The sequence below is a fragment of the Enterococcus sp. 2201sp1_2201st1_C11_2201SCRN_220225 genome (assembly GCF_040925905.1).
Lineage (GTDB): Bacteria > Bacillota > Bacilli > Lactobacillales > Enterococcaceae > Enterococcus_C > Enterococcus_C asini_A.
Window position 1 is genome coordinate 66,623 of record NZ_JBCOJC010000003.1, and the last position, 16,765, is coordinate 83,387.

At 41.8% G+C, this 16,765-nt stretch carries 12 protein-coding genes; 8 read left to right on the plus strand and 4 right to left on the minus strand.

The features are described from left to right. Window positions 1–2,421, plus strand: a 2,421-nt coding sequence (locus tag AB5754_RS01710; RefSeq protein ID WP_368259441.1) for a DUF3427 domain-containing protein, incomplete at its 5' end; no start/stop codon positions are given. A gap of 49 nt (window positions 2,422–2,470) precedes the next feature. On the opposite strand, the gene AB5754_RS01715 is transcribed toward AB5754_RS01710, so the two are convergent. Continuing rightward, window positions 2,471–2,713 carry a hypothetical protein gene (locus AB5754_RS01715; protein ID WP_368250456.1) on the minus strand — a complete coding sequence of 81 codons (243 nt, stop codon included), beginning with the start codon at window positions 2,711–2,713 and terminating at the stop codon, window positions 2,471–2,473. Window positions 2,714–2,870: 157 nt separating this feature from the next. Then, a complete protein-coding gene (locus AB5754_RS01720) occupies window positions 2,871–3,767 on the minus strand; it encodes a LysR family transcriptional regulator (protein ID WP_368250457.1) in 897 nt (298 codons plus the stop codon). A 195-nt stretch (window positions 3,768–3,962) separates the two neighbouring features. Between AB5754_RS01720 and AB5754_RS01725 the strand changes: the two genes are divergently transcribed. From AB5754_RS01725 to mprF, 7 genes are all read left to right on the plus strand, one after another. After that, window positions 3,963–5,606, plus strand: a complete 1,644-nt coding sequence (locus AB5754_RS01725) for a malolactic enzyme (protein ID WP_368250458.1) — start codon at window positions 3,963–3,965, stop codon at window positions 5,604–5,606. A gap of 25 nt (window positions 5,607–5,631) precedes the next feature. Then, on the plus strand, window positions 5,632–6,939 hold the full coding sequence (locus tag AB5754_RS01730) for a 2-hydroxycarboxylate transporter family protein (protein ID WP_368250459.1): 1,308 nt from the start codon (window positions 5,632–5,634) through the stop codon (window positions 6,937–6,939). Between the two features lie 174 nt (window positions 6,940–7,113). Further along, complete coding sequence (locus tag AB5754_RS01735) at window positions 7,114–8,370, plus strand: competence/damage-inducible protein A (protein ID WP_368250460.1); 1,257 nt, start codon at window positions 7,114–7,116, stop codon at window positions 8,368–8,370. 122 nt (window positions 8,371–8,492) lie between these two features. Then, a complete protein-coding gene (gene recA / locus AB5754_RS01740; RefSeq protein ID WP_311834655.1) occupies window positions 8,493–9,539 on the plus strand; it encodes a recombinase RecA in 1,047 nt (348 codons plus the stop codon). A gap of 353 nt (window positions 9,540–9,892) precedes the next feature. Then, window positions 9,893–11,461 (plus strand): ribonuclease Y, encoded by a 1,569-nt coding sequence (gene rny, locus AB5754_RS01745; RefSeq protein ID WP_368250461.1) that lies wholly within the window; start codon window positions 9,893–9,895, stop codon window positions 11,459–11,461. 214 nt (window positions 11,462–11,675) lie between these two features. Next, complete coding sequence (locus AB5754_RS01750; RefSeq protein WP_311834657.1) at window positions 11,676–12,644, plus strand: P1 family peptidase; 969 nt, start codon at window positions 11,676–11,678, stop codon at window positions 12,642–12,644. A 56-nt stretch (window positions 12,645–12,700) separates the two neighbouring features. Further along, the gene (gene mprF / locus AB5754_RS01755) at window positions 12,701–15,265 is read left to right on the plus strand and encodes a bifunctional lysylphosphatidylglycerol flippase/synthetase MprF (RefSeq protein ID WP_368250462.1); all 2,565 of its coding nucleotides are present in this window, start codon (window positions 12,701–12,703) and stop codon (window positions 15,263–15,265) included. A 57-nt stretch (window positions 15,266–15,322) separates the two neighbouring features. Here mprF and treR read toward each other — a convergent pair whose 3' ends face one another. Together treR and pgmB are read right to left on the minus strand one after the other, a co-directional pair. Continuing rightward, a complete protein-coding gene (gene treR / locus AB5754_RS01760) occupies window positions 15,323–16,039 on the minus strand; it encodes a trehalose operon repressor (protein WP_311834659.1) in 717 nt (238 codons plus the stop codon). Window positions 16,040–16,106: 67 nt separating this feature from the next. After that, the gene (gene pgmB / locus AB5754_RS01765; RefSeq protein ID WP_368250463.1) at window positions 16,107–16,757 is read right to left on the minus strand and encodes a beta-phosphoglucomutase; all 651 of its coding nucleotides are present in this window, start codon (window positions 16,755–16,757) and stop codon (window positions 16,107–16,109) included. Between the last annotated feature and the right edge of the window lie 8 nt (window positions 16,758–16,765).

The window sequence follows — 16,765 nt, forward strand, 5'->3', positions numbered from 1 at the left end:
AAACTAAACTATGAATGGAATATTTTGCTGACTACTCGAGATCATGGAGAAATCATTTCAGATATTCGCAACTATTTAGACGAGGAGTGGGAACAAGCAATTCCCTTGACGAAACAATGGATTACTAGATATGAGCAGGTATACAAGCCACAGCTAAAAGTAGAACAAGTGGAAATGTTAATCGATCCAGATGTTCCAGAAAAGGAGCGTTATGTTTATCCCAATAAAATGCAACAACTAGCTTTACAAAATTTAAAAGAGCTACGGGAGAGTGGCGAACGAAAAGGATTGGTCATTTCGGCTACTGGAACCGGGAAAACCTATTTAGCAGGTTTTGATGTGGCTCAGGTAAGGCCGGAACACATGCTGTTCATTGTTCACCGGGAACAAATTTTGAATAAAGCTAAAGAATCCTTTCGACGCATCCTAGGAGGGCCGGCGAGTGATTATGGGGTCTTGTCAGGAACAGCGAAAGATTTACAAGCAAAATATTTATTTGCGATCATTCAAAGTATTTCAAGGGATAAATACTTACATCAATTTGCACGTGAATCCTTTGATTATGTGTTAATTGACGAGGTACATAAAGCGGGGGCGACTTCTTATCTCAAAGTCCTTGATTATTTTGATCCGAAATTTCTTTTAGGGATGACAGCAACACCAGAACGAACTGATGATTTTAATATCTTTGAACTGTTTGACTATAATATTGCTTATGAAATACGTTTACAAGAAGCTCTGGAAGAAGATTTGCTTTGCCCATTTCATTATTTTGGCGTTACCGATTATGCAACGATTACTGAATCGACCGAACTGCGATATTTAGCCAATACCGAACGTGTACAATTTTTATTGAAAAAAATCAACTACTATGGTTGTTCTCGAAATGATCCGAAAGCTTTGGTATTTTGTAGTCGCAAAGAAGAAGCACAAAAACTATGCCAGCTGTTTAACGAACAAAATGCTAAATCAGCTTATTTATCCGGTGATCACAGCATAGAAGAAAGAGAGCAGGTTGTGGAACAGCTGGAGGATGGGAAAATTCAGTATATCTTCACTGTTGATATTTTTAATGAAGGAATTGATATTCCTAAAGTTAATCAGGTGATTATGTTACGTAACACACAATCAAGCATCATTTTTATTCAACAATTAGGTCGTGGCCTGCGAAAAGATCCATCTAAGGATTTTGTGACGATTATTGATTTTATCGGTAACTATCAAAACAACTATCTGATTCCTATGGCTTTATCCGGCGATATTACTCGTAATAAAAATAATCTTCGCAAAGACACCTTTGATACTACCTATATCACAGGCCTTTCATCAGTTAATTTTGAAGTCATTGCAAAAGAGCGTATATATCAATCCATTGACGCTATAAAACTCGATGATGCGAAATCATTGAGAGAGATTTTTAAAAATTTGAAAAATCGCATTAACAGAGTTCCCTATTTGAAAGATTTTCTAGAACATGGTGTAGTGGATCCGTTAATCATTGCTACTAAATACAGCTCGTATTATGATTTTCTGGTAAAAATGAATGAAAACGAAGGAATGATCGCACCAGAAGAAAATAAGCAGTTGATGTTTGTGTCAAGGGAATTGTTGCCAGGGATGCGCCGTCATGAGTTGCTATTATTGAAAGAACTACTAAAGAAATCTGTCGTAACAATGACTGATTTTCGTCGATTGTTAATGGCGGAAGGGTTAAGCTCAGACTCGGCAACGTTGGATTCTGTTCTACGTACTTTATCGTTGGCGTTTTATACAGGGACCAGTAGGAAGAACTACTCGGGAGCGGAGCTGATTGGCTACCATGATGAAAAAATTTTCCGCAGTACAGTTTTTGAACGAGCGCTGAAAAATAGTTACTACGCTTTCTTGGTAAATGATTTGGTAGAGGCTGCTTTGATAAAGAACGCCGAATATGAAGCAGAGCAACCATTGACATTATATAAAAAGTACCGCAGAAGAGACGTCTTACGATTATTGAATTGGCAAGAACAGATGGTTGATCAGAATATTGGTGGCTATACGTATAAGGACGGAAAGTTTGTCATCTTCATGACCTTAGAAAAAGGCGAGAATTTCAAAGGAGCTAGGATGGCCTATGAAGATACAATAATAGACCCGCAACATATTCTTTACTACACAAAGTCACCTAGGACGATCAATTCTCCAGAAGTAAAAATATTACTTGAACCAACTGACTGGGAAATTTACATGTTTATCAAAAAATCAGATGATGAGGGAACAGATTTCTATTTTATGGGAACTGTCAATCCAATTCGAGAGACGATTCATGAGCTTATGAAACCAACTCAAGATGGCACGAGGCGTAGTGTCGTAGAAGCTGAGTTTCTTTTGGAGCACCCTTTAGATTCTAAATTTTATCGTTATTTGATTGGTATTCAGTAGACGAGAAAAGGCCTAATTACTCTTGATTGAGTAACTAGGCCTTTCTTTGTTATTCCAAATAAGATACTGCTTCGTGAAGTCGTGCTATCAAATCAAAGTATTCTTTCTCCAAGCCTTCTTCATAGAAAATTTTTTGATCAGTTGTTTCTAAGATACTGATTGCAGCTGCAAATAGTAAATCCTGATGATATACAGCCATTTTTGACATACCACTAATTTCCATACTGATTGTTTTACTATCGTCTTCAATGTCTCCGGTTGTTACTCTTACAAAAGATTGTTTTGCCTCCATATTCATCCTCCTAAGATTAATCTGATATTGTGTTTATTAATCAAGATAAGATACGGAAATCAGAGCACAATAGATTGAAGTGGATGAATTTTTTTATCGATGTACAACCCTCCCCACATCAACCTACAATTCCTATCTGTAACTCGGTGTGGGGGGCTTAACTATCCAAGTCTTCCATAAAAATTCTTCTAATTAATCCCATAAAAATTTTGTGCAGGAGTGTAGAGATTTCAGCGCTTTTTTGCACCATGGAAATATAAAAAAGGGGTTGATTATCATCAATCAGATCAATGGTCAAGAGATTGTCTTCCGGTTGGATGGCGATTTTTGCTAGAAAGCCAATGCCAACGCCATCTTTAATCCTGCTTTTTAAAATTTGCAAGTCGTCACTTTGATAAACAACATGGGATTCAAAGCCACTGGTGGCCGTGAGTTGCTGGAAAGCGTAGAGATGGACGTAGCGTTCACTTAAGAGTACAAAGTTTTCATCGAGTAATTCACAAAACGCTACTTGAGTTTTCGAGGCTAACGGGTGATTTTTCGCCACAATGATTTGGAATTTCTTTTCTTTCAGCAGTTTGGATTTTAAATCATCTTCCGTGAGGGGATTAATAGAGCCGATAATGCCAATGTCAATTTGCCCTAAGCGAATTTGCCGGAGTAGGTTCTCAGAGCCGTCGTGAATGATTTTTAAATGTTGCAGAATATCTTGGTCGAGTAATTGTTTCGACAACTTCGGAAAATAGCAATTGCCGATGATTGGCGGCAGGCTAAAGGTAATCTGCTCGGTATTGAAATGGCTCATCTCTCTTTTGGCAATCCGTAATTCTCGGAGAATTTTGTTCACGTGCTGGGAAAACTGCCGGCCTGCCGGAGTTAAGTTGATATTTTTATGGGAATGATCCCGTTCGAATAAGGTCACATTTAATTCGGTTTCTAAGCGTTTAATAGCATAAGTAATCGTGGGCTGACTGACTTGGTAAAAGTCCGCAACCTTTGAAAAGCTTTTTTCATAAACCAAGTGCTGATAGTATTCCAAGTCTTTAAAGTTCATAGCTCCTCCAAAATACATATAAATAATTTTTATCGTACCCCGTAATTTCAGTTATAGCAAATGTCTTGATTTTTTAGTAGACAGATAATTTTTCATATAAATAATTTTTATCGTTTTCCTTGGTTTTGACTATAAGATATTTATGGACCTATACTTGCCAACGTAATGAAGGACAAGAATTAGGAGGAAAAACAAATGTTAACAGGCGCTAATTTATTGAACAATCCATTTTTAAACAAAGGAACAGCTTTTACTAAGGAAGAACGGAAAAAATATGGCTTAATTGGGATGTTGCCAACTGCGGTACAAACCTTGGAACAACAATCCGTCCAAGCCTATGGTCAATATTTAAGCAAACCAAGTGATTTAGAAAAACGCATTTTCTTGATGAATATTTTTAATACGAACCGCACTTTGTTCTACAAATTAATGGGCCAACACTTAGTTGAATTTATGCCAATCGTGTATGATCCAGTGGTTGCCGATTCCATCGAACAATACAATGAAATCTTTGTCAAACCACAAGATGCAGCTTTTCTTTCTGTAGATGCGCCAGAAGATATCAAAGCAACTTTGCAAAATGCAGCGGATGGTCGTGACATTCGTCTCATAGTCGCAACTGATGCTGAAGGTATCTTAGGTATGGGTGACTGGGGTGTCAATGGTGTGGACATCGCCATTGGAAAACTAATGGTTTACACAGCAGCAGCCGGTATTAACCCAAACCAAGTCTTGCCTGTCTCCATCGACGCTGGGACCAATAATCAAGTCTTGATCAATGATCCATTGTACCTAGGCAATCGCCATGAACGTCTTCAAGGAGAAGCATACATGAACTTTATCGATCAATTCGTTTCTGCTTCCACAGAACTTTTCCCTGAATTATTGTTACACTGGGAAGACTTTGGCCGGGGCAACGCTGCCAATATTCTAGCAAAATATCAAGATAAAATCACCACGTTCAATGACGACATCCAAGGAACAGGGATTGTTGTGTTGGCCGGCGTGCTTGGTGGCTTGAATATCTCTAAAGCGGAATTAAAAGATCAAATCGTGTTAACCTATGGTGCTGGTACAGCCGGTGTCGGGATTGCGGAAATTCTTTTGGACGAAATGGTTCGTTCCGGTATTCCCGAAGCAGAAGCTCGTACTCATTTCTATCAAGTGGACAAACAAGGATTGTTGTTTGACGATATGGACGACTTAACTTCTGGCCAAACACCATTTGCAAGAAAACGGAGTGAATTTGCCAACAGTGAAGCTTTGACTAGTCTAGAAGAAGTCGTAAAAGCCATTCATCCTACGATCATGATTGGGACTTCGACTCAACCGGGTACCTTTACCGAAAGCATCGTGAAGGAAATGGCTGCCCACACAGAACGGCCAATCATTATGCCATTGTCCAACCCAACAAAATTAGCGGAGGCAACTGCGGAAGATTTGATTAAATGGACAGAAGGCCGCGCTTTAATCGGGACAGGGATTCCAGCTGCGAATGTAGAATACAATGGTGTTACTTACGAAATCGGGCAAGCAAACAATGCGTTAATGTATCCTGGCTTAGGTTTAGGACTGATTGCTTCTACTGCCATGCGAGTAACCAGCCAAACAATTTCCGATGCCAGCCATGCATTAGGTGGTATTGTTGATGTAACCAAACCAGGGGCTTCTATCTTGCCTCCTGTTTCGAAGATTAACGAATTTTCCCATACAATTGCCGAAACAGTTGTCTCTTCCGTCTTATCTCAAGAATTGAATCGTGAACCGATTGATGATGTGAAAACAGCAGTGGATCAAGCCAAATGGGTGCCTGAATATACTGATTTGGCAGAAGCATAGGTCGATTCGGGAAAGGATAAGAAAAATGAAAAATGATGTAAAAACTTCAAAGAGAAGTGGCTGGTTTTGGGAGACCAAAATCAGCGGTATCTCTTTACCGTTGTATCTCGTGATTGTGGCGATTTTAATCGTCGTCATTGCCTTAGGAAAATTACCGACAACCATGATGGGACCGATTGCTGTTTTGGTAATCTTGGGTAATTTGTTCCATTACATGGGTACGAAAATTCCCATTGTAAAAGATTATTTAGGTGGTGGTTCCGTCTTTGCCATCTTTGCTTCGGCGGCCATTGCGACCTTTGGAATTTTACCAAAAGAAGTGGTGGACTCCACCAAAAATTTTGTTTCAGATATGGGCTTTTTAGATTTCTACATTGCAGCTTTGATTGCCGGTGCGATTTTAGGGATGAATCGTGACTTATTGATTAAAGCTTCTGTTCGCTTTATCCCAGTAGCTTTGATTTCTATGATTGCTTCCTTCTTAGCCGTAGGTCTTGTAGGAATGTTGATTGGCAATGGCTTTGGCAACTCAGTCTTATACATTTCCTTACCTGCTATGGCCGGTGGGGTTGGCGCCGGAGCCGTACCACTTTCAACTATCTATGGTAGTTTCTTGCACACGGATGCGGCAGATGTCATCTCTCGCTTGATTCCTGCCACAGCCATGACCAATGTCTTGGCCATTATCGGCGCTGCTTTGACCGCGCGGATTGGTCAATCAGGAAATAAACTAAACGGCCATGGTGAAATGATGGCCAAGGGTGATTTGGGCGATACGAAGAGCGAACCTGTAAAACTTAATATCCAACAAATGGGTGTGGGTTTAATGGTGGCACTAGCCTTCTTTATGCTAGGTCAAATTGGCAATTACTTTGTACCAAAAATTCACGCGTATGCTTTTATCATTATTTTTGTGGTCATCTGTAAAGTCGGCAATTTGCTACCAAAATATTATGAAGATGCGGCAACGATGTTCAATCAATTAATCGTGAAAAACTTGACGGCGGCGGTCTTGGCAGGTATCGGGATTGCTTTATTGAACTTAAACGTGCTAGCGGATGCCTTTACTTGGCAATTTGTAGTTTTGTGCTTAACAAGTGTTATCACGATTTCAGTCGTGGCAGGCTTTGTGGGCAAACTATTCGGCTTGTACCCTGTGGAGGCAGCCATTACCGCGGGCTTCTGTAATAATTCAATGGGTGGTACCGGTAATGTTGCGGTATTAAGTGCGGCTGATCGGATGAACTTAATCGCCTTTGCGCAAATGGGCAATCGTCTCGGAGGCGCTCTCGTCTTAATCTTATCCGGCTTTTTGATTCAACTATTTTCATAGTATGTAAGAAGACACCGCGGTATTTCTACTGCGGTGTCTTTGATGTATGGTTGGGAGTATTTCGCAAACATGCATTGATTTAAAAGAGAAAACAGATAATAATGAGTAGAAGAAATTTTGATAAAAATGATTGTTAAAAGAGTTTAATAGTTACTTATATCCAGGAGGCCAAACATGAAAGCAGAAATCATTGCAGTAGGCACAGAAATATTATTAGGTCAGATTACCAATACCAACGCTACATTTTTATCGGAAGAATTGGCAGGGATGGGATTTGAAGTATATCATCACAGCGTGGTAGGAGATAATGGGGGACGGCTGGCAGAGCTGTTGCAAGTAGCAGACCAGCGGAGCGATTTAGTGGTGCTGTGTGGCGGGTTAGGGCCCACTACAGATGACTTGACCAAAGATGTGGTGGCGGAATTTGTAGGTGAACAGTTAGTAGAAGATGCCCTAGGATTAGAAAAATTACAGGCCTTCTTTACCCAAGCGAAGCGCCAGATGACACCGAATAATCTACGCCAAATCTTAGTCTTTGAACATGGCCAAGCGCTATCCAATGACACGGGATTAGCCAGTGGAATTTTTTATCAAAAACCACAAGGGACCGCGTATCTTTTGTTACCCGGACCTCCTAGCGAGTTGAAGCCAATGTTTTTGCATCACGCTAAAGCGTTATTGGCGAAAGCAATGCCACAAAAGGAGCAGTTGTTATCTCGGGTTTTGCGCTTTTACGGGATTGGGGAATCTCGCTTGGTGACAGAGTTGGCAGACTTGATTGATGAACAGACGAATCCGACAATTGCCCCTTATGCGAAGCCAAATGAAGTAACGGTGCGTTTGACGGTGAAGTGTAAGGAGAAAGCGATAGGGATAGCTCTGTTGGATCAGACAGAGGAGGCGATAATGAACCGAGTTGGGGAGTATTTCTACGGCTACGGGGAGGAAACAAGCTTAGAGGAAGTTGTGGTGAATTTGCTAAAGGAACAAGGCAAGACGATTACGGCTGCGGAAAGTTTGACTGCGGGACAATTTCAAAGCGTGTTGGGCAATGTGTCTGGAGTATCAGAAGTCTTCCCAGGCGGCTTTGTGACTTATTCTGCTGAGACCAAGGCGCACTTTTTAGGAATCGATCCAGCCTTACTGGAAGAATTTGGCACGGTGAGTCAGGAGTGTGCAGAAGCCATGGCCCTCTCAGCGCGAAATCAGGCGCAGACAGATTTTGCATTGAGCTTTACCGGAGTCGCCGGACCGGATGCATTAGAAGGACAGCCAGCGGGCACCGTTTGGATTGCCTTGGCGCAAAAAGACAAGGTAGAGAGCTGTTTGTACCACTTTACCAGAGACCGGGCTTATGTGCGACACAGTGCTGTCATGGCGGGTTTAGACTTATTGCGCCGGGCACTATTGGCCGAGAAAATAGACTCTTAAGCTTTCTAAAGAAATACGAAAATATGTTCGCTTTATTCTTGCTTTTTTATCGCGGACAGGCTATCATGAATATACATTAAAATGATTTTAGAGCGGATGCTTAAAAATAAGGAGGCCATCCAGTGGCAGATGATCGTAAAACAGCCTTAGATGCTGCATTGAAGAAAATTGAAAAGAATTACGGCAAAGGTGCCGTTATGAAACTTGGGGAAAAAATTGACCAACAAATCGCTGTGATTCCTAGTGGTTCATTGGCTCTTGACGTGGCATTAGGTGTTGGGGGCTATCCTCGCGGGCGCATTATCGAAGTTTATGGACCAGAAAGTTCTGGTAAAACTACCGTGGCACTCCATGCCATTGCGGAAGTTCAAAAATCTGGTGGGACGGCGGCTTTCATTGATGCCGAGCACGCCTTGGATCCTTTGTATGCCCAAAAACTTGGGGTGGATATTGATGAATTGCTCTTGTCTCAACCAGATACGGGAGAACAAGGTTTAGAAATTGCGGATGCTCTAGTTTCCAGTGGGGCCGTCGATATCGTAGTGGTGGATTCCGTTGCGGCCTTAGTACCTCGGGCAGAAATCGAAGGGGAAATGGGGGATTCTCACATGGGCTTACAAGCTCGTTTGATGTCCCAAGCATTGCGGAAACTTTCTGGCTCTATCAATAAAACCAAAACGATTGCGATTTTCATCAACCAAATTCGAGAAAAAATCGGCGTTATGTTTGGTAATCCAGAAACTACACCTGGGGGCCGGGCGTTGAAATTCTACGCTACCATCCGTTTAGAAGTTCGCCGGGCAGAGCAATTGAAGTCTGGTACCGATATTATCGGGAACCGTACCAAGATTAAAGTCGTGAAAAACAAAGTAGCGCCACCATTTAAACTAGCCGAAGTCGATATTATGTACGGACAAGGGATTTCCCAAGAAGGAGAACTTTTGGATATGGCGGTGGAAAAAGACATCGTAGACAAGAGTGGTGCTTGGTATTCCTACAACGGGGATCGCATCGGTCAAGGACGAGACAATGCTAAGAATTACATGAAGGAACATCCTGAGATGAAAGAAGAGCTGAATGTTTTGGTTCGGGCAGCCTATGGTATCGGGGATGAAAAAGACACACCAGAAGTTAGCGGACAAGAAGAATTACCATTAACAGAAGACTAATCAAAAAGTAGGTGGTGAGACAACTCGCCACCTACTTTTTTGATAACACTATTAAGAGTTCATAGAGCATTTGCCTAGCCGAAATCAAGTAAAATCAGCTACTTAACCTAAAAGAGAATTACAGTAAAAAATGACGTGGGCTTTCTTTTTTTGCAGAGGCTAGAAAACTTGATTTTCATAGTATTTTCACCTATCAAGCGCTTTTTTTAAAAGTTGACAGTCCCTGTCACAAACATTAGAATAAAGTTGTGCACTTTGCACGCATGCGACTGTAGGCATGTTGATAATGATTGAAAATAGTTTATCAAAAAACTACAAGAATAACTAAATACGATAGTACGGAGGTGGGTTAAATGGGATTTTACATTCTCCTCGCTATCATCGGTTTAATTGTTGGTCTTTTAGCAGGGTACGTCTACGCCAAAAATAAACAGGAAAAACTTCATGCACAAGAATTGGCCGGGGCAGAAAATTCCGCACAGGGTATTTTGAGAAATGCCAAAAAAGAAGCGGAAACTCTAAAAAAAGAAGCATTGTTGGAAGCTAAGGAAGAAAACCAGAAGTATCGCGGGCAAATCGAAAGTGAGTTGAAGGAAAGCAAACTTGAAATCAAATCACAAGAGAATCGCTTACTCCAAAGAGAGCAGGTATTGGATCGTAAGGACGATACCATCGAAAAGCGCGAGCACTCCCTGGAGGATCGTGAGCGGAAACTTAGTGCAAAACAGCAATTAATTGACGAGCGAGAACAAGAAGTCGAAAAATTGATTGAAGGACAACAGCGAGAACTAGAACGAGTTGCTGCCTTGTCTCGAGATGAAGCCAAAGAAATCATCATGAAATCGACGGAAGAAGAACTGAACCATGAATTAACATTAATGGTGAAAGAATCTGAACAACGGGCTAAAGAAGAAGCAGATCGCAAGGCGAAAAATCTTTTGTCATTGGCTATCCAACGTTGTGCGGCCGACTCGGTTTCAGAAAATACCGTTTCAGTGGTATCCTTGCCAAATGATGAGATGAAAGGTCGCATCATCGGTCGGGAAGGTCGAAATATCCGTACTTTGGAAACTTTGACCGGGATTGATTTGATCATCGATGATACGCCAGAAGCAGTGGTCTTATCCGGTTTTGATCCGATTCGTCGGGAAATCGCCCGCATGACCTTGGAGAAATTAATTCAAGATGGGCGGATTCATCCAGCTCGCATTGAAGAGATGGTAGAAAAATCTCGGAAAGAAATGGATGAACGAATTCGGGAATATGGGGAACAAGCAGCCTTTGAAGTGGGCGCACATACTTTGCACCCAGATTTAATCAAGATTTTAGGACGGTTGCGTTTCAGAACCAGCTACGGTCAAAATGTCTTGAACCATTCCATCGAAGTTGCCAAACTTTCTGGCGTCTTAGCTGCCGAACTTGGCGAAGATGTACAGTTGGCAAAACGAGCTGGGTTATTACATGATATCGGGAAAGCACTGGATCATGAAATCGAAGGCTCCCATGTGGAAATTGGTGCTGAATTAGCTGCCAAATACAAAGAAAACCCAGTGGTCATCAATGCCATCGCTTCTCACCATGGTGATGTAGAAGCAACCTCCGTTATTTCCGTTTTGGTTGCCGCAGCAGATGCCTTATCTGCCGCTCGACCAGGTGCTCGTAGTGAGTCCTTGGAAAACTACATTCGCCGCTTAGAAAACTTGGAAAACATTTCCAATGGCTTTGCCGGAGTTGAATCTAGCTTTGCCGTCCAAGCTGGTAGAGAAGTACGAGTTATGGTGAAACCAGAAGAAATATCTGATTTGGATGCGGTACGTCTTGTACGGGATATCCGCAAGAAAATTGAAGATGACTTGGATTATCCAGGGCACATCAAAGTCACTGTTATTCGGGAAACCCGGGCAGTGGATTACGCGAAATAAAAATCAATCTCCAAAGTGCCTAGCGCTTTGGGGATTTTTTTGTAGTTTTGGCTTCATAAACGATCTCTCTTTAAAATTAAGCGGGTACCGGCTCATGATAAAGAGCATCACGTGTCGATGTCTTGTCCTCATTCTCGAGAGTTGAACCAGTTCGTTCAGCCTTTCTTGGAGATAATGCTATACTAAAAGAAAAAATCGCAACAAGGAGCACATCATGAAGGAATTAACGGAGATTAAGATAACAGATATTGAAGGCGTTCGCTTTGGACAAGCTCAGGATTTAAAAGGAATGACTGGCGTGACGGTGGCAATGTTTGACGGAGAAAATGTAGGAGGAATTGATGTCAGTGGTGGGGGCCCAGCTAGTCGGGAAGTCCATTTATTATCCCCTTATACGGATACCAAATCGTTGAATGCACTAGTTTTTGCTGGGGGATCCGCCTATGGATTAGGGGCTAGCGATGGAGTTATGAAGTATTTGGAGGAACGGCAAATTGGCTTTTCGGTTCCTGGCGGTGTGGTTCCCTTAGTAGTGCAATCAGATATTTTTGATTTAAATCTTGGAAATGGGAAAGTGCGCCCAGATGCTAAAATGGCTTATCAAGCTTGTCTGGATGCAGAGCGTAATCAAGAGCCGATAAATGGGAGTCAAGGCGCCGGGACTGGGGCTACGGTGGGCAAACTGTACGGTATGGGTCAAAGTCAAAAGTCCGGCATTGGCTTTCATGCTGTTCAATTAGGAAAATTGCAAGTTGGCGTGATGGTAGTGGTCAATGCTTTTGGCGACGTTTTTGATTGGGAGCAGGGGCAACAAGTCGCTGGCCTTTTAGCCGCTGATCGCCAAAGTTTTTTATCTACAGAAGAAGAGTTGTATCAACAAATGAATCCCTTACAAACAGGTACCAATACGACATTGGCGGCAGTTTTCACTAACGGGCAGTTCAATGAAGGAGAGATGAATAAAATTGCCGCCATGGCTCGTAGTGGCTTGGCCCGCTCGATTAATCCGGTGAATACTATGGCAGATGGGGATACAATCTATGCTTTTTCTCTCGGCGGTATTTCAGCTGATCTTAATTTGGTAGGGATTCTGGCTGCCCAGGTGTTATCAAGAGCTATCCTTAAAGCTGTTTCGGTTCATGATTACACGGAGGCTGACTATTTAGCCTTACTCAATGTCTGATATGATTTGGCAAAATTGAGCGAATCAAGTAACATTTACTTCAAGGAGGGGATTTGATGAAAGAGACCCTACAGCGGTTTTTTGCTAGTTTAAAAAAACACAGTTTGCTTTTGCGCTTGCTGTTTTTCGGTTCGATTTTGATTTTTGTCGCCAATCAAGTGATTAATATCGCCCACGGCATGAGTTGGCAGGAAGTGACAGCAACCATTAGTCAGCAAAATACGTGGACATTGGTGCTAATGGCAGTCTTAGGATTGTTAGCAGTCTTACCCATGCTAGGTTATGACTGGGTGACAGTGAAGACTTTAGAAGCCCAAGGAAAACCTAAAATGGGCTCAGGAGAGTTTTTTGTGGCGGCTTGGACCACAAATACCATTAACAATCTAGCTGGCTTTGGGGGAGTGGTAGGTGCCAGTCTTAGGGCAAACTTTTACGCCAAGGGCACCGAACGCAAACAAATTTTAGCTGTGGTTTCCAAAGTGGCTTTGTTTATGGTGACGGGTTTGTCTTTGTGGGCTTTAATTTTGGCCATTCAGATTTTTGGTTTGGGCTGGCACTCCCAGTTTCGCAGTTATTGGCTCTGGTTAATTTTAGGTAGTATATTGACTCCGGCCTTGTTGTTATTAGCTTATTTACGGCGCAAAGGGTTATTTGCTGATTTATTTCCCAAAGGCGTTTTCCAACTGGTGACGATTTCTTTTTGTCAATGGAGTGGTGCTTTGGGAGTATTTCTTGCCATTGGTTATTTAATGGGTTTGAATTTTCCTTTAGCCGATGTTTATCCCATGTTTTTAATCGCCACGTTGATTGGGATGTTAACCATGGTGCCTGGGGGTATGGGGACTTTTGATGTGATGATGATCTTGGGGATGAGCCAGTTGGGCTTTTCTCAAAATCAGACCTTAGTTTGGTTATTGTATTATCGTATGTTTTATTATTTGGTGCCTTTTCTTTCTGGTATTGTCCTCTTTGTAACCCGCAGCAGCGTGCGTTTAAATCGTTTTTTGGACAATCTGCCTCGGGTAGTATTGCAAAAAATTGCTCATTTTATCGTGGTGGTGGCAGTTTATTTTTCGGGAATTTTGATGGTTTTATTAGCTACAGTAAAAAATTTATCCGCCATTAGCAGTTTTTTCCGGTTTTTATTGCCTTTTTCCTTTAATTTTCTCGATCAGACCTTGAATTTATTAGTGGGCTTTTTGTTAATCGGTTTGGGCAGAGGGCTCTATGGGAAAGTAAAAAAAGCTTATTTTCCAACTCTAGTGGTTTTGTTATTTGGTATTTTAAATACCATTACCCGCACCCAATCGCCACATTTATTTGTAGTCTATTGTGGAGTGATTTTCCTCGTTTGGCTGTCTCGGAAAGAGTTTTATCGAGAAAAATTTGTCTATTCTTGGGGAGCAATGATTTTTGATGCTTTGTTATTTGGTACATTGCTAGTCGTCTATGGAGTGGCGGGGGTTCACCGAGGAAGTTGGTGGAACAACGAAATCTTAGGGGGACGTTTTGTGTTATTCCCTTCAGAAGAAATCTGGTTGGCCGGATTAATTGGTTTAGCCTTATCATTATTGGTGTTGTTTGGCTTGCAGCAATACTTAGCCATTAGCGAACATCAAGTGGGGGAAGACTTTGATCCTTATCGCTTTAGTGCACTTTTAACCCGATTTTCCGGCACCAAATCCAGCCATCGCCTCTCTTTGGGCTACCAGATGTATTACTACCAAGCAGAAGGGGAAGATCAAGTGGCGTTTGGCTTCCAAATCAAAGGCAATCGCTTGTTTGTATTGGGCAATCCCATTGGCGAGGCTAGTTTATTTCGGACTGCCACTCAAGCTTTCGTAAAAGAAGCCGATCTTTACGGGTATCAATTGGCCTTCTACAAAGTCAGTGAGGATTATGTAGTGACCCTACACGACTTAGGTTTTGACTTCACCAAGATCGGTGAGAGCGGGGCGTTGGATTTAGCTCAGCCTAATGATTTCAGTAAAGGAGAAGCTTTCCGAAAAATTTCTACTCAAGGGTATCACTTTACTTATTATCAACAACTGCCATTGGATTTATTGCCAGCTTTACGGAACGTTTCGGAAGATTGGTTAGAAGGGAAGGCTGAGAAGAACTTTGCCAGTGGTCGCTTTGATGTGGATTATCTTCTGGCTGCTCCAGTCGGCGTCTTACGAGACCAACAAAATCAAATAGTGGGCTTTATCACCGAACAGCCTATTAGCAAACGCTGGGTTTCTTACGACTTGCTACGGCTAAAAACCGGAGTGCCAAAAGAAGCAGCTGGTTTTTTAGTCTTGAATATGTTGATTACTTGGCAAAAGTCCGCTTTTCGCTATGTCGACTTAAATATGGTGCCATTAGCCCATGTGGGAGAAGCCCCTACTGCTTTTTTCCAAGAGCGAGTGATGCACATTATTTATAATTATGGCAATCTCTTTTATGATTTTCGCTTGAATTATCAAGGGAAAAACTCCTTTGCCAGTTTTTGGCAAGGTTGTTATTTTGCTTATCCTAAAGCCGGCAGTTTCTATTTAGCCGTTTTGCAATTGCTATTGCTAATGGGGCGAGGTAAAAACAAGGGTCCTTCCCTAGCAGAAGAAGTTTTGGAAGAATAAGAAAAGCCACTGATGTTGAAAATTAATTCAGCATCAGTGGCTTTTTAAATTGAGCTTTTACACTTTCCGCCGTCTAGCAAAATCCACAAAGCGGAATTTATCCAAGCGGTGAATGGATTCGCTATATTGGAAACAGCGAGTGTCTTCTAAATAGACCAAACTACGAACGATTACCACGTGTTGATCTTCGGCGGTTAAATCCATTAAATCTCGAAGTTCTTTGTTCACCGGTTCCACGGTGATTTCTTTTTGAGCATAGGAAATTTCTAGTCCTAAATCATTTTCAAAATACTGAAATAAGGAATCCATAGCCTTTTTCTCAGGAATCTCAGGAATGATTTGGGCATTGACATAATCCCGGTCAAGAATGACTACTTCCCCGTCGATTTTTCGTTGGCGAATGATTTTCCAAGCTTCAGAAGCCACTGGCCAATCGGTAATCTCGTGAATCTTAGGGGAGACGGCGATTTTCCGCAGTTCTGCTACGGTAGTTTCATTGGGGATATGTTGAGCGTTTTGCAATTCTTTAAAACTAGTTAGACCAGAAATGGGAAAGTCAAAGCGGTTCATATCCAAGACAATGGAGCCTTTTCCTTGTTTCTTTTGGATGTAACCGGAGTTCTTCAACAGGTTCAACGCTTTTCGAATCGTTTCACGTGAAACACCGTAAATTTGGATTAGCTGATTCTCACTAGGAAGCAAGCTTTGAGGTGGGTATTCTTGATTGACGATTTTTTGTTCGAGATCCAAAAATATCTCGCGAAACTTATTCATGGCGCAACCTCCTTAACTATTCGAATTTCATTATAGAGAGTTTTGTCAGGGAAAACAATCACAGAACTTATTTTTGTAACAATTCCGGAATGTTTAATTCGGTTAACTGGTGTACGGTGATATCCGCACCGTGTAAAGGTTCACCGGATAAAACGCCCACTGCAAACATGCCACAAGCTTTAATGCCATCAAGGCCGGCTTGAGCATCTTCAAAGCCTACGCATTCTTCTGGTGTCAAACCTAGGAGTTCGGCCGCTTTGACAAAGATTTCAGGATCTGGTTTGCCTTTCTTGAGGCTTGCTGGGTCCACAATGGCCGCAAAACGATCGGCTACGCCTAGTTTCCCTAAAATAAAGGGTGCATTTTTAGAAGCGGAAGCAATGGCGCAAGGGACATTGTTTTCTTTTGCAGCATCTAAAAAGGCTTGCACACCAGGTAATAGATCAGCTGGTGTTAAAGATTGTAATAATTCTACGTAATGAGTATTTTTCTTTTCTGCCAGAGCGGCTTTTTCTTCCGGGGTGAAGTCGGCGCTACGTCCGCCGTGAACAAGAATTCGTTCTAAAGAATCCATTCGGCTAATGCCTTTTAATTGTTCGTTGAATTTCAAATCTACATCAATGTCGATTTCTTTGGCAAGGTCTCGCCAAGCAATAAAGTGGTACTTCGCTGTGTCTGTAATCACGCCGTCTAAATCAAATACAAAGCCTTTTTTCATGAGAATTA

Excerpts from the sequence above, each read along its gene's own strand:
- AB5754_RS01715 (WP_368250456.1), bottom strand. The coding sequence starts at position 2,713 with ATGGAGGCAAAACAATCTTTTGTAAGAGTAACAACCGGAGACATTGAA.
- AB5754_RS01720 (WP_368250457.1), bottom strand. The coding sequence starts at position 3,767 with ATGAACTTTAAAGACTTGGAATACTATCAGCACTTGGTTTATGAAAAA.
- AB5754_RS01725 (WP_368250458.1), top strand. The coding sequence starts at position 3,963 with ATGTTAACAGGCGCTAATTTATTGAACAATCCATTTTTAAACAAAGGA.
- AB5754_RS01730 (WP_368250459.1), top strand. The coding sequence starts at position 5,632 with ATGAAAAATGATGTAAAAACTTCAAAGAGAAGTGGCTGGTTTTGGGAG.
- AB5754_RS01735 (WP_368250460.1), top strand. The coding sequence starts at position 7,114 with ATGAAAGCAGAAATCATTGCAGTAGGCACAGAAATATTATTAGGTCAG.
- rny (WP_368250461.1), top strand. The coding sequence starts at position 9,893 with ATGGGATTTTACATTCTCCTCGCTATCATCGGTTTAATTGTTGGTCTT.
- AB5754_RS01750 (WP_311834657.1), top strand. The coding sequence starts at position 11,676 with ATGAAGGAATTAACGGAGATTAAGATAACAGATATTGAAGGCGTTCGC.
- mprF (WP_368250462.1), top strand. The coding sequence starts at position 12,701 with ATGAAAGAGACCCTACAGCGGTTTTTTGCTAGTTTAAAAAAACACAGT.
- treR (WP_311834659.1), bottom strand. The coding sequence starts at position 16,039 with ATGAATAAGTTTCGCGAGATATTTTTGGATCTCGAACAAAAAATCGTC.
- pgmB (WP_368250463.1), bottom strand. The coding sequence starts at position 16,757 with ATGAAAAAAGGCTTTGTATTTGATTTAGACGGCGTGATTACAGACACA.